The organism is Streptomyces glaucescens (assembly GCF_002154375.1).
GTDB classification, from domain to species: Bacteria; Actinomycetota; Actinomycetes; order Streptomycetales; family Streptomycetaceae; genus Streptomyces; species Streptomyces glaucescens.
The window spans coordinates 1-12975 of sequence record NZ_MUND01000254.1 but is presented as its reverse complement, the minus strand read 5'-3'; the positions used below and the strand labels follow the sequence as shown (position 1 = coordinate 12975).

General features: G+C 72.5%; 10 protein-coding genes and 1 pseudogene. 3 read left to right on the top strand and 8 right to left on the bottom strand.

Going from position 1 to position 12975, the window contains the following annotated elements; all coding sequences use genetic code 11:
- Positions 1-198: 198 nt before the first annotated feature.
- Complete coding sequence (locus CCN42_RS17740) at positions 199-747, bottom strand: DUF1697 domain-containing protein (RefSeq protein WP_086736899.1); 549 nt, start codon at positions 745-747, stop codon at positions 199-201.
- A 367-nt stretch (positions 748-1114) separates the two neighbouring features.
- Here CCN42_RS17740 and CCN42_RS17735 point away from each other — a divergent pair, with 367 nt between their 5' ends.
- Together CCN42_RS17735 and CCN42_RS17730 are read left to right on the top strand one after the other, a co-directional pair.
- The gene (locus tag CCN42_RS17735; protein WP_245877334.1) at positions 1115-3388 is read left to right on the top strand and encodes an MMPL family transporter; all 2274 of its coding nucleotides are present in this window, start codon (positions 1115-1117) and stop codon (positions 3386-3388) included.
- A gap of 111 nt (positions 3389-3499) precedes the next feature.
- Entirely contained in the window at positions 3500-4459 is a 960-nt protein-coding gene (locus tag CCN42_RS17730; protein ID WP_086736897.1) for a hypothetical protein, read from the top strand.
- Between the two features lie 3 nt (positions 4460-4462).
- Here CCN42_RS17730 and mgt read toward each other — a convergent pair.
- From mgt to CCN42_RS17705, 5 genes and pseudogenes are all read right to left on the bottom strand, one after another.
- Positions 4463-5717 (bottom strand): annotated as a pseudogene (gene mgt / locus CCN42_RS17725) (macrolide-inactivating glycosyltransferase).
- Positions 5717-6499 carry an ErmE/ErmH/ErmO/ErmR family 23S rRNA (adenine(2058)-N(6))-methyltransferase gene (gene erm / locus CCN42_RS17720; RefSeq protein ID WP_086736893.1) on the bottom strand — a complete coding sequence of 261 codons (783 nt, stop codon included), beginning with the start codon at positions 6497-6499 and terminating at the stop codon, positions 5717-5719. Before erm ends, mgt begins: the two are co-directional and overlap by 1 nt.
- 311 nt (positions 6500-6810) lie before the next feature.
- Positions 6811-8097 carry an ABC transporter substrate-binding protein gene (locus tag CCN42_RS17715; protein ID WP_086736891.1) on the bottom strand — a complete coding sequence of 429 codons (1287 nt, stop codon included), beginning with the start codon at positions 8095-8097 and terminating at the stop codon, positions 6811-6813.
- Positions 8097-8930, bottom strand: coding sequence for a carbohydrate ABC transporter permease (locus CCN42_RS17710; protein WP_086736889.1), 834 nt, complete (start codon positions 8928-8930; stop codon positions 8097-8099). Before CCN42_RS17710 ends, CCN42_RS17715 begins: the two co-directional genes overlap by 1 nt.
- Positions 8927-9862 carry a carbohydrate ABC transporter permease gene (locus tag CCN42_RS17705; RefSeq protein ID WP_086736887.1) on the bottom strand — a complete coding sequence of 312 codons (936 nt, stop codon included), beginning with the start codon at positions 9860-9862 and terminating at the stop codon, positions 8927-8929. The genes CCN42_RS17710 and CCN42_RS17705 overlap by 4 nt, the downstream gene beginning before the upstream one ends.
- Before the next feature lie 202 nt (positions 9863-10064).
- Here CCN42_RS17705 and CCN42_RS17700 point away from each other — a divergent pair, with 202 nt between their 5' ends.
- Positions 10065-10928, top strand: coding sequence for a phosphotransferase enzyme family protein (locus CCN42_RS17700; protein ID WP_086736886.1), 864 nt, complete (start codon positions 10065-10067; stop codon positions 10926-10928).
- Positions 10929-10958: 30 nt separating this feature from the next.
- On the opposite strand, the gene CCN42_RS17695 is transcribed toward CCN42_RS17700, so the two are convergent.
- Together CCN42_RS17695 and CCN42_RS17690 are read right to left on the bottom strand one after the other, a co-directional pair.
- Complete coding sequence (locus tag CCN42_RS17695) at positions 10959-11681, bottom strand: 3'-5' exonuclease (RefSeq protein WP_086736884.1); 723 nt, start codon at positions 11679-11681, stop codon at positions 10959-10961.
- A 127-nt stretch (positions 11682-11808) separates the two neighbouring features.
- Positions 11809-12975 (bottom strand): SAV2148 family HEPN domain-containing protein (locus tag CCN42_RS17690; protein ID WP_245877333.1); only part of this gene is annotated, 1167 nt, incomplete at its 5' end.

Genomic DNA, 12975 nt, shown 5'->3' with positions numbered 1-12975 from the left:
GGACGGGGCGCAGGCCCGCGACGCCGTCGGCGGCCCAGGGCGCGTCCGTCGGCGGGAGCGACAGGGTGAGCCGCCGTCCGTCGGCCAAAGTCGTCTGCAGCTTCGGGTCGTTCGTGCTCATGGCCCCTCGCTTCCGTCTGCGTCGTCCGGCGGTCCGGCCTCGTCGGTGAGGACGAACGGGCGCGCCGTGGGGTTCCGTCATCGAGGAGCGGTGAGTTCGACCAGCTTCAGCACGGTGTTCCAGTTGCGGGTGGTGGCGACGAGGCCCTGGGTCAGGCGGGGCCGGGAGAGGACGTCGGCGAGCTTGGAGCGGCCGAGGCCGTCGGGGGCGTACAGGTAGAGGGCGCGGTCGCCGAGCCGGAACTCCTCGGGGAGGTGGGACTCCCGGTCGATGCCGGCGAAGCGCTCCTCGTCGACGGGGGCGGAGAAGTAGGTGACGTGGAGCTGCTTGGGCTCCAGGTCGGCGGCGGGGAACGGGCAGGCGTCGGCGACGCGCTTCAGGTAGGCGTGGTCGCGCACGATGACGTCCACGGGGAAGCCGTACCGCTTCTCGATCGCCCGGGTCAGTCCGGCGGCCAGGGTGTCCTCGTCTCCGTGTGCGGAGACGAACACGGCCTGGCCGCTCTGGAGGTAGGTGCGGACGCCGTCGTGGCCGAGGCTCTCCAGCAGGGTGCGCAGATCGGCCATCGGGATCTTCTTGCTGCCGCCCACGTTGATTCCGCGCAACAGCGCCGCATACGTCGTCACCCCGCCACCCTAGGCGGTCGTCGTGCCCCGTGGGGGCGGGCACGGCGGTCGCCGTCCGGGCGGCGGGGTTGCGTGAAACTCTGGCCGATGGACCGGCTGTCGATCAACCACTGCACGCCTCTGTGACGTGTCCGACGAGGTTGCGCGATCCGCAACTCCGACGCGGTGTCACCGGACGTCTCAGGGATGTCCCGATAGGTGTAAGGGACCGGTGTCCTCCTCGGGGGCGAGACCCGGGGGGCCGAGGGGAGTAACGGAGCGCTCCGGGCTTCACCGGGCAGCACGACGAGATGGCCGTTTCCCGCCCATAGCTTCGAGACGGAAGGTGGCGGCAGGGGGCTGCCACCGCACAGGAGGGCAGCCCGGCATGGGGACCGTCATGGGGACCGGCAGGAGACGCGGGGACACACGGGTGCGGGGGTTCGCCGCCCGGGCCGGGGGCTGGAGCGCCCGGCATCGCTGGGCGGCGGTCGGCATCTGGGTGCTGTTCGTCGTCGTGGCGATGGGGCTCGGCTCGGCCGCGGGCCGGGTCGACGTCAAGGACAGCGACCAGCTCAAGGGCGAGACGCACACCGCGGCGAAGATCATCGAGGACGCGGGGATCGAGGAGCCGGCCGGGGAGACGGTACTGATCCAGTCGAAGGACGGCCGGCTGAAGGCGACCGACCCGGAGTTCCGCGCCGCCGTCGACGCCGTGGTGCGGGCGGTCGACGCGACCGGCCGGGTCACCGACGTCGGTTCCCCGTACGACACGGACACGATCTCGGCGGACGGCCGCAGCGCGCTGGTGCGGTTCGACATGCGCGGCGACGCGGAGACCGCGGGTGAGCGGGTGGAGCCCGTGCTGGCGGCCGTCGCGGAGGTCCAGAAGGACCATGAGGCGCTGCGGATCGAGGAGATCGGCGGCGCGAGCATGATGAAGACGTTCGACGACGCGTTCGGCGACGACTTCAAGAAGGCCGAGTACTCGGCCGTCCCGGTGGCCCTCGGCATCCTGCTGATCGCCTTCGGCGCGCTGGTGGCGGCCCTGCTGCCGGTGCTCCTGGCGGTCACCGCGATCATGGCGACGATGGGTCTGATGGGCCTCGTCAGCCACGTGGTCCCGATGAGCGACGTGGCCAACTCGGTGATGCTGCTGGTGGGCATGGCCGTCGGGGTCGACTACTGCCTGTTCTATCTGCGCCGCGAGCGCGAGGAGCGGGCCGCCGGGCGGGACGCTCACACGGCCCTGCGGATCGCCGCCGCGACCAGTGGCCGCGCGATCGTCGTCTCCGGTGTCACGGTGTGCGTGGCGATGGCGGGCATGCTGTTCACCGGGCTCGCCGAGTTCGAGGCGATGGGCCTGGCGTCGCTGATCGTGGTGGCGGTCGCGATGGTCGGTTCGGTGACCGTGCTGCCGGCGCTGCTGTCGCTGCTGGGCGAGCGGGTCGACAAGGGCCGCATCCCGTTCCTGTCGCGCCGGCGGCACGGCGGAGGCGGGGAGAGCCGGTTCTGGACCGCCGTACTGAAGGGTGTGCTCGCCCGGCCCGTGCTGTCGGTGCTGGTGGCGGCCGGTGCGCTGCTGGCGATCGCGGCTCCGGCGGTCGGGATGAAGACGCAGAACCTCACCCTGGACCAGGAGTTCGGCGACTCGCTGCCGATCGTGCAGACGTACAACCGGGTCAACGAGGCCTTCCCGGGCGGCTCCGAGCCGGCCCAGGTGGTCGTCAGGGCGGCCGACATCAACGCGCCCGAGGTGCGCGACGCGCTCGCCGACTTCCGTGAGCGGGCCGTGAGTTCGGGTGCTTCCCGTGGCCCGGTCGGGATCAGGCTGCACGACGAGCGGAACATCGCCCTCGTGTCCGTCCCGCTGGTCGGCGGTTCCGATCTGGACAAGGCGGGCGAGAGCCTGGACACGCTGCGCGACGAGGTCCGGCCGGCCACGCTGGGCAGGGTCGACGGCGTGGAGGCGCCGATCACCGGGCAGGTCGCGGGCTCGAAGGACTTCAACGACCAGCTCGTCGGCTCCGTCGTGCCGGTCTTCGTCTTCGTGGTGGTCTTCGCCTTCCTGCTGATGCTGCTGTCGTTCCGGTCGCTGACCGTCGCGATCACCTCGATCGTGCTGAACCTGCTGTCGGTGGGTGCCGCCTACGGCATCCTGGTCGCCGTCTTCCAGCACGGCTGGGGTGCCTCGCTGGTGGGCGCGGAGGGCGTCGGCGCGATCGTCAGCTGGCTGCCGCTGTTCCTGTTCGTGATCCTGTTCGGCCTGTCGATGGACTACCACGTGTTCGTGGTCTCGCGGATCCGCGAGGCGCGGCTGCGCGGCCGGACCACGAAGGACGCGATCAGCCACGGGGTGGTCACCACGGCCGGGGTCGTGACCAGCGCCGCGGTCATCATGGTCGCCGTCTTCGCGATCTTCGGCACGCTGTCCATGCAGTCCATGAAGCAGATGGGCGTCGGTCTCGCGGCGGCGGTGCTGATCGACGCGACGATCATCCGCGGCGTGCTGCTGCCCGCGGTGATGGCGTTGCTGGGCGAGCGCAACTGGTATCTGCCGCGGTGGCTGAACCGGCTGCCGGACCTCACGCACGACGAGGCACCGGAGGCGATCGCGGCGCGGCCGGCGCGGGACGACGAGGGCGAACCGCTGAAGGTCTGATTCCGCGCCCTCGGTCCCAGGCCCGCCGGTTCCCGGGGAACCGGCGGGCCGTCGTCTCCGTCTGGCTCACCGACCGACGACCTGTTCGTCGACCCAGGGGGAGGACGGCACATGGACAGAAGAGGCCTGCTGAAGGGTGCGCTCGCCGGGGCGGTGGCCGTACCGGCCGCAGGGCTGCTCGCCGCGCCGCCCGCGAGCGCCGCGCCGGCCCCGTTCGACGTGCTCATCGGTGATGTCAACTCCGGGAGGATCCACCTCTTCGACCGGAACAAGCCGTTCACCGACCGCAACGTCAAGTGGTCGCTGAATCCGGCCGGTTCGGGCCATCCGATGGAGCACCGTTTCCGGGCCACCGACGGCGACGGGGAGATCCTGCTCGCGGTGACGGGCACTTCGACGACCGGCACGGCGAGCATCTACCGGCGCCGCGACAAGAAGCTGCTGTGGTCGGCGAGCGTGAAGAACTATCCGCACAGCATCGAACGCGCCCGCGGCACCGGTGTGGTGGTCGTCGCCGGGCGCAGCCACGGCAGTGGCGGTGGCGCGGCGACCGGCGGCAGCCTGCATGTGTTCCGTCCGACGAACAGTCATGCGAGTTCGCTGGTGCGGGCGGGCAGCCCGATCCCGTTCCACCAGGCACACGGTCTGCTGTGGGACCCGCGGCTTGAGCGGATGTGGGTGAGCGGCGGCAAGCGGCTGACCGCCTACCGCATCGTCACGACGGCCGGCTCGGCGAAGCTGGTGGAGGACACCGCGCGCCGCCTGGACGTCTTCACCCGGGCGCACGACCTCCAGCCCGACCACCAGCGTCCCGGACGCCTCCTGGTCACCGACACCTACGGGGTGTACGCCGTGGACAAGGCGTCGATGACCAGGACGCGCCTGCACTCGCGCCGGTACGTGAAGTCGTACGTACGGCACTCCTCCGGCGAGCAGATGTGGACGGGCGCGATCGAGGGCGGCAATGTCTTCGGCACCGAGTACGTCCACTTCAACGTCAGCGGAGTCGCCCGCGCCCGTGAGGGCGCGGTCATCTACAAGGCCCGCCTGGACACCACGGCGTACGCCTGAGACCTACGGCTGACGCCGCCGGGCGGGCAGTTCGGCCTCGATGAGGTCGGCGGCTCGGTGGGTGCCGCCCTCCTGGGCCATCCCGGCCTGGATGTCCTTCAGCCGGCGGGCGACCTCCGGATCGTCGACGAGGGCGAGGGCGGCCGTGCGCAGTGCCTCGGGGGTGGCCTCCTCGGTGGGCAGGTGCCGGGCGACACCGAGGCCCTGGAGCACGTCCGCGTTGCCGAACTGGTCGGCGGCCTGCGGTACGGCGATCATCGGGGTGGCCGTGGCCAGTCCTTCCTGGCTGCCGCCCGCCCCGGCGTGCGTGACGAACAGATCGGCCTGCTCCAGGATCGCCGGCTGCGGGACCCACCTGTGGACTTCGACATCGGCCGGTACGTCACCCAGCTCGGCCGGGTCGACGTGCTTGCCGATCTGCAGCACCAGGTGCCAGCCCGGCAGGTCGCCGAAGGCCCGTACGCAGTTGCGGTAGAACTCCGGCTGCTTGGTGAAGGCCGAGCCCAGCGAGACCAGTACGACCTTCTCCGCGCCGGCGGGGCGCTGCCAGTCGCCCTCGGTGCCGCGGTCGCCCTGGCAGGCGCCGACGAAGGTGTACACGGTCTCGTCGACCCGGTCGGCGCTCCACTGGAGCGCCTTCGGGATGAGGACGAGCGAGCGGGCGGGGCGGCCGGTGAAGTCGTCGGGGTGCTGATCGATCCCGTTCTCCTCCAGCCAGGCCTGGAAGCGGGCGTAGTACGCCTTGCCGCGTTCGGTCTTCTTCGGTTCCTCCCACATCGGGGCGGCGACCTCCTCCTCGTACCCGGCCCAGGCGACCATGTGGGGCGCCAGCGAGATCGCGGGGACGCCCCAGCGGTGGGCGAGGACCCGGGCCGGGTAGGAGGCGGTGTCGTGCAGCACGAGGTCGGGTTCGTCGCCCTCGTAGGCCGCGGCGAGCTGGGGCAGGGCCTGGACGGCGTCGTCCAGGAAGGGCTCCACGTTGTCCAGGAGGGTGCTGCCCCAGGCCTCGGGATCGGCGTCGGGCGAGGGCAGTGTGGAGTTCCACGGCTTCACCTCGGCGCCGGTCGCGGCGACCTTGTCCGCGAAGACGGGCGGGATCGCGTACGTCACTCGGTGCCCGCGCGCGACCAGTTCCCGGATCACCTCCAGGCTGGGGTTCACATGGCCGTGGGCGGCGATGGAGAACATGGCGATGTGGGCGGGGGTGGTGGTCATGGCACCGAGACTAGACGAGACGAGACGTCTCGTGCAACAGCATTAGGGGGCCGCAAGCACCGCGTGCAGCCGCAGCCAGCTCTCCGGCGCCACCTCCCCCACCAGCACCCCGGCGTCCAGCCCGGCCGCCCGGAAGGCCGCGTCCACCCGCCGCCGGGGGTGGGCCCGGCGGAGCGAGGCGTGCAGAGAGCCGCCCACCCCGGAGAAACCGAGTTCCACCAGCATCCGCCAGCCTTCGAGGGCGGCCGGGTCGAGCAGCGGCGTGCGGCGGCGCTCGATGCGCACCACCCCGGCGTCCACGCGGGGCACGGGCGAGAACCGTGACCGGTCGATCCGGGCCACGAGCCGCCACTCGTAGCGAGGCCAGCTGCGCACGGTGAGCAGGCTCCAGCGGCCGTAGTCGCCGGTGCGCTTGCGGGCGTACTCCAGCTGTGTGAGCAGGGTGGCGTCGCGCAGGGCGGGGGCGCGCAGACACCAGTCGACCACGGCGGCGGTGCGGGAGAAGGGGACGTTCCCGGCGACGGAGAAGGGGGTGCGCGGCGGCCGCGCGGCCAGGAAGTCACCGGCCAGCACCCGCACCCGGGGCGTGTCCGCGAAGCGGGCGCGCAGCCGGGGCACCAGCCGCGGGTCGATCTCATAGGCGAGCAGCCGGGTGCAGCGCGGGAGGAGCGCCGCTGTCAACGCGCCTTTTCCCGCGCCCACTTCGAGCATCAGCGGCGCGGTGCGGCCGTCCGGGACCGCGAGCCGGGCGAGCCGGTCGGCGGTGGCGCGGTCGGCGAGGAAGTTCTGCGAGAGCGTGCGGGACACGCGGGAGGGGCGGGCCATGGCCTGCGTCCTTGTCTTCCGGAAGGGGGAAAAGGGCAGCCGAAGGCCCTGACCGGAAGACAGAGGAGGAGAGCAGCGAGGACGCCGCCGGCGATCAGCGGGTGCGGCTCCCGGGGCCGGTCAGGGCTCCGAGGCCGCGCCGCACACGCCAGGTGTGCACGCAGCCCCGGCCGAGACCGGAGGCGTAGATCGCGTTGAAAGCTGCCACGGACAGGAGGCTAGGGGCGCGGGACGGCGGCGGACAACCGGATTTCGGGGCCGCGAGTCCCGCGCGGGCCGGCAGGGCTGCCGCGGGGACCGGCGGGCTGCCGCTACCGCTGGTAGCGTGCCAGGACCAGATTGCCGTCCTTCTCCAGGCGTCGGCGCAGCTCGTCCAGGCCGATCGCACCGCTGTAGTACTCCTGGAACGCCGGTGTCGCCACCTTGTCCTTCCACTCCGGATAGCCCCGCACCGACTGGGCGGGCGCCGAGCGGAGACGGCCGGCGAGGGCGGTGCCCGTGGCCCAGTCGTGCTCCGCGGTGTGCAGGGCTGGGTCCTTCAGCGCCTCGGTGCCGGTGGGCAGCATCCAGTCGCCGAGCGCGAGCCGCACCATGTTCTCCGGCCGGAGCAGGAAGTCGAGGAACGCGGCGGCCTCCTTCTTGTGCGGGCTGTCCTCGGCGATGGACAGCGTCTGCGGGCTGACCCCCTGGGCGAGCCCGTCGGCGCCGGCCGGGGCGGGCAGCACCTGCCAGTCGAAGCCCTCCGGGGCCTGCTGGACGATCTGCTGGCGGTAGGAGAACCCGAGCGGGACCATCGCGTACCGGCCGCCGAAGAAGCCGGGGAGGGTGTCCGAGCCGCCGCTGCCGAGGGTGGTGGGCGAGGCGCTGCGGTCGGTGCCGACCTGGTCGTGGACCGTGCGCGGCATGACCGCGTCGGCCGCCTCGAAGCGTACGGTGACCTTGCCGTCCGGACCCCGGTGGAACAGCCGGCCGCCCGTCGACAGCGACAGGTTGAGGGTGGCGGATACGGGGTCCTTCAGCGGCCAGGCCACCCCGTACTTCCCGTCCCCGGACAACTGCCGGGTGACGGTGCGGAACTCCGCCCAGCTCCAGGGGTCCTCGGGCGTGGGGATGCGCACGCCCGACTCCTTCAGCCAGGTCGCGTTGGCGATGAGCACCCTGGGCTCCTGGAGGAAGGGCACCCCGTAGATGCCGTCCCCGAAGGTCACCGTCTCCCAGGTGCGTGGCGGGATGTCTGCTTTCAGCCGCTCGGGCAGCAGGTCGGTGAGGTCGGCGAGATAGCCGCCGTACGCGAAGTCCGCGAGGTCGTCGGAGGCGTCGTGGATGACGTCGGGCGCCTCGCCGCCCTCGAAGGAGGTGAGGAGCTGGTCGTGGACGCTGTCCCAGCTGCCCTGGACGTACTCGACGCGGATGTCCGGGCGGGCGGCGTTCCACTCGGCCACGAGGTCCTTCGTGGCCGCCACGGACTCCTGCTGCCAGGCGAGCGACTGGAAGCGGAGGGTGACCCGGCCGTCCCCGCCCTCGTCGTCCCCGCCGCCGGAGCAGCCCGCGAGCAGCAGGAGGGCCGCGAGGAGCACGGCCGTGAGCCTGGTGCGCATCAGCTCTTCACCGCCCCGGTCAGCATGCCGCCCGTGATCCGCCGCTGGATGACCGCGAAGACGACCAGCGACGGCAGGGTGGCGAGGAACGCGGCGGCGGCCAGCGGGCCGAGGTCGGCGACCCCTTCCGCGCCGATGAAGTGGGTGAGGATCACGGGCAGCGTCTGTTTCTCCGGGGACTTGAGCAGGACCAGCGCGAAGAAGAACTCGTTCCACGCGGTGATGAACGCGAACAGCGCCGTCGCCACGATTCCCGGTGCGAGCAGCGGGCCGGTCACCGACACCAGTGTCCGCAGCCGCCCGGCGCCGTCGACCGCGGCGGCCTCCTCCAGCTCGGTGGGCACCGCCCGGACGTATCCCACGAGCATCCACAGCGCGAACGGCAGCGCCCACACCACGTACACCAGGACCAGCCCCGGCAGGGAGTTGATCAGCCGCAGGTTCTTCAGCACCAGGAAGAGCGGGATGATCACCAGGACGAACGGGAACGCCTGGCTGACCACGACCCAGCCGGTCGCGGCCCGCGCCAGCCGGGTGCGGTGCCGGGCCATGACGTAGGCCATCGGGGTGGCGATCAACACCGCGACCACCGCCGCTCCGGCCGCGGCGAGCAGCGAGTTGAGGGCCGCCCGCAGCAGCGGCTGTTCGTCGAAGGCCTGCCGGAAGTTGGCCAGGGTGGGGTCCTCGGGGATCCAGGTGGGATGCAGACTGCCCAGCTCGCGCGGCGGTTTGAAGGCCGTGGAGAGCAGCCAGAGGAAGGGGAGGGCGAGGAAGAGCAGATAGGCGAGCAGTGCCGCGTACTGCCCGATCCGGGCGCTCGTGCGGGTCCTCACGCCTCGTCACCTCCCTTGAGCCGGCCGGCCAGGAACAGGGCGAGCAGCACCGAGATCACCGCGACCATGACGCAGCCCATCGCCGCCGCGTACCCGAACTGGCCGTAGCGGAAGGCCTCTTCGTAGGCGAAGAGCATGGGCAGCCGGGTGCGACCGCCGGGGCCGCCGTTGGTCAGCACGTAGACCAGAGCGAAGGCGTTGAAGTTCCAGATGAAGTTCAGGGCGGTGATGGCGAGGGCGACCGGGCGCAGGGCCGGCCAGGTCACCGTGCGGAAGCGGCGCCAGGCGCCCGCGCCGTCGAGGGCCGCCGCCTCGTGCAGCTCACGCGGGGTGTTCTGCAGGCCGGCGAGCAGGGCGACCGTGGTCTGCGGCATCCCCGCCCAGACGCCGACGACGATCACCGCGGGCAGGGCGGTGCCGAGCCCGCTGAGCCAGTCACGGCCGTCACCGAGGCCCAGGTCTCGCAGGGTCTCGTTGAGGATGCCCGCGTCCGGGTTGTAGACCAGCCGCCACATGATGCCGACGACCACCTCGGGCATCGCCCACGGGATGATGGCGAGGGCGCGGGCGAGCCATCTCAGCCGCAGGTTCTGGTTCAGCAGCAGGGCGAGGCCGAGCGCCAGCAGGAACTGCGGCACGGTCACCCCGACCGCCCACACCAGGCCGATCCGGAACGACTCCCAGAACAGGGTGTCCCGGGCCAGGTCGGTGAAGTTCAGCCCGCCGATCCACTGGGTGGGCTCGGTGCGGCCCGACTGGGCGTCCGTGAAGGCGAGCAGCACCCCGTACAGCAGCGGTCCGACGCTCAGCACCAGGATCGGGAGGAGGGCGGGCAGCACCAGGAACCAGGCGCCGTGGCCGGCGCCCCGCCGCGGGCGCCCCCGGCTCGGCGGGCTCTTCGCCGCGCGCCTCGCCTCGGTCACCGAAGTCACGTCATCGGCTCCTTCGCACGGGTCGTGACGGCCTGGGCCCGGCGGGCCTCCGTCATGGTCGTGAAGGCGTCCTGCGTCGTCAAGGCACCGCGCACGCGGCCCCACCTGTGCGGATGCGAGACTGGCCGGGGGATGGCGAGAACCGGCCACCCCGGCTCGATGACGCAAGACGGCGGAAGACGGCGGAAGACGGAGGCGGACGATGGACGAGGCTCGGGCGCGGGACGTACTGGCCGGTGCGGGAGTCCTGCCCGGCGCGGCGCGGGACGCCCGGCTGCTCGCGCTGGGCGAGAACGCCGTGTTCGCCTCCGGTGACCTGGTCGTCAAGGTGGGCCGCGACGCCGAGCTGCTGGACCGGGCCCGGCGCGAGCTGGACATCGCGGGATGGCTGGAAGAGGCCGGTGTCCCCGCGGTGCGGGCGGCCGGGCCTCAGGCGCTGCTCGTCGAGGGGCACCCGGTGACGGTGTGGCACCGGCTGCCCGATCCGGTGCGGCCCGCCGAGCCGCGGGATCTGGCCGCACTGCTGCGGATCGTCCACGCACTGCCCTCTCCCCCCTTCGCCCTGCCGTCCCGCGACCTGCTGGGCGGTGTGGAACGCTGGCTGCGCCTGGCCGGCGCGGCGATCGACCCCGCGGACGCGGCGTATCTGCGTGAGCGGCGGGACGGCTTCGCGGCGGCCGCCGCGGCCCTCACCCCGCAGCTGCCGCCGGGGCCGATCCACGGCGACGCGCTGCCCCGCAATGTGCACATCGGTCCAAACGGGCCGGTCCTGGTGGATCTCGAGACCTTCTCCGCCGACCTGCGCGAGCACGATCTGGTGGTGATGGCCCTCTCCCGCGACCGCTACGGCCTGCCCGCCGAGGCGTACGACGCCTTCACCGAGACCTACGGCTGGGACGTGCGCGCCTGGGAGGGCTGTGCGGTGCTGCGCGGCGCCCGGGAGACGGCCAGCTGCGCCTGGGTGGCTCAGCACGCGCCGAGCAACCCGAAGGCACTGGCCGAGTTCGAGCGGCGGGTGGCGTCGCTGCGGGACGGGGACGAGACGGTGCGCTGGTACCCGTTCTGAGGTGCGGTCGCCCGCGTGCGCGCGGCGGGGTCAGACCCGCTCGTCCGTCAGCTCCCGCACGGGCCAGATGCCGTCGACCACCGCCGCCGGGTCCCCCTTGCGGCGCAGGAAGGCCTGGAAGTCCGCCGCCCACTCGGCGTACCACTCGATCTGGCGGCGGTGCAGCTCCGCCGGGCCGAGGGCCGCGATCTTGGGGTGCCGGTCGGCTATCGCGCCGGCCAGCCGGGCGGCGGCCAGGGCGTCGGCACAGGCGTCGTGGGCGGAGTCGAGGGCTATGCCGTACTCCGTGCACACGGCTTCCAGGGTGCGCTTGCCGCGGCGGTAGCGGTCGGCGCGGCGGTCGATGGTGTACGGGTCGACGACCGGGGCCGGGTCCAGGCCGCCGAGGCGGTCGCGCAGGGAGGGCAGGCCGTGCCGCCGCAGTTCGGCGGAGAGCAGGGTGAGGTCGAAGGAGGCGTTGTAGGCGACGACCGGGACGCCCGCCTTCCAGTACCCCGCGAGGACGTCGGCGACGGCGTCCGCGACCCGGTCGGCGGGGAGTCCCTCGGCGGCGGCGCGTTCGTTGCTGATGCCGTGCACGGCGACGGCGTCGGCCGGGATCTCGACCCCCGGGTCCGCCAGCCATTCCCTGCGGCCCAGGGGCTGCCCGTCCCTGACCTCGATGACGGCGGCCGTGACGATGCGCGCCGTGTGCGGATCCGTCCCGGTCGTCTCCAGGTCGAAGCCGATCAGCAGCTCCCGGTGCCAGCCCATGGGTGGTCCCCTCCTCGGTGGTGCTTTCCCCCAGTGGCCTCCACCCTCGCATGCGCCACTGACAATCGGTGGCCCGCACTCCGCTTACCGGGGCCACATCGGCCCCATGTCCCACCACTTGCGACATTCAGGACACAGGACGTGAATCCGCCCAGGCCAGTTCGAACTCCTCGCGGTAGGTGGGGAAGAGGCCGCCGTCGCACGCCCCGTCCGGCTGGTCCGCCCTGACCACCCGGCTGCCGCCCCGCAGCACCAGCACGGGTGCCTCCATGCCGCGGGTGCGGCGCAGATAGGACTGCACGACCGCGATGCCGTCGGAGCCGTCCCCGTCGACGAGATAGGCGGTGAAGCGCGGAGTCTCGTCGAACACCTGGATCTCGAAGGCGCCGGGGTCGCGCAGCCGGGCCCGGACCCGGCGCATGTGCAGGATGTTCATCTCCACGGCCCGGCTCAGCTCGCCGCGCTTGATGCCCAGTTCGCGCTCGCGCCGCTTGACCGCGCTGGAGGCGGGATTGAGGAAGAGCAGCCGCACCCGGCAGCCGGCCTCGGCGAGGCGGACCAGCCGCCGCCCGGAGAAGTTCTGCACGAGCAGGTTGAGGCCGATACCGATGGCGTCGAGACGGCGGGCGTTGCCGAAGATGTCCTCGGCCGGGAACTGGCGCAGCAGCCGCACCCGGTCCGGGTGCACGGCGACCACGTCCGCGTACCGGTCGCCGACCAGGTCCTCGACCGCGTCGACGGGCAGCCGGCGTGCCGACGGCACGTCGCCGCCCGCGCCCAGGATCTCCAGCAGCCGCGCCGAGGCCCGCTCGGCCTGGCTCAGCACGGCCTCGGACAGGGCCCGGTTGCGGGAGACGACGTTGCGGGTGACCTCCAGCTCGTCCAGGGCGAGTTCCACGTCCCGGCGCTCGTCGACGTACGGCTCGAAGCACGGCCAGTGCTGCACCATCAGCTCGCGCAGCTGCGGCAGGGTGAGGAAGCTGAGGACGTTGTCGTCGGCCGGGTCGAGCAGATAACCCTTGCGGCGGCTGACCTCGCGGACCGCCACCGCCCGCTGCACCCATTCCTGGCCGGCCGGTCCGGCGGCGGCGACCACCCAGCCGTCGCCGTGCACGGGTTCGTAGATGGGGCGCAGGACGGCGGCCACGACCGCGCGCAGACGCTGTTCCACCAGGTTCAGCCATATGTAGGCCCGGCCGGCCCGCTGGGCACGGGTGCGCACCTCGCGCCAGGCGTCGGCGTCCCACTCCAGCTCCGGGCCGATGGAGTTGGTCTCCATCGGCCCGGAGCTGGA

Bases quoted from the DNA above. Each gene is read 5' to 3' on its own strand.
- CCN42_RS17735 (WP_245877334.1), top strand. From the start codon at position 1,115: ATGGGGACCGTCATGGGGACCGGCAGGAGACGCGGGGACACACGGGTG.
- CCN42_RS17730 (WP_086736897.1), top strand. From the start codon at position 3,500: ATGGACAGAAGAGGCCTGCTGAAGGGTGCGCTCGCCGGGGCGGTGGCC.
- erm (WP_086736893.1), bottom strand. From the start codon at position 6,499: ATGGCCCGCCCCTCCCGCGTGTCCCGCACGCTCTCGCAGAACTTCCTC.
- CCN42_RS17715 (WP_086736891.1), bottom strand. From the start codon at position 8,097: ATGCGCACCAGGCTCACGGCCGTGCTCCTCGCGGCCCTCCTGCTGCTC.
- CCN42_RS17700 (WP_086736886.1), top strand. From the start codon at position 10,065: ATGGACGAGGCTCGGGCGCGGGACGTACTGGCCGGTGCGGGAGTCCTG.
- CCN42_RS17695 (WP_086736884.1), bottom strand. From the start codon at position 11,681: ATGGGCTGGCACCGGGAGCTGCTGATCGGCTTCGACCTGGAGACGACC.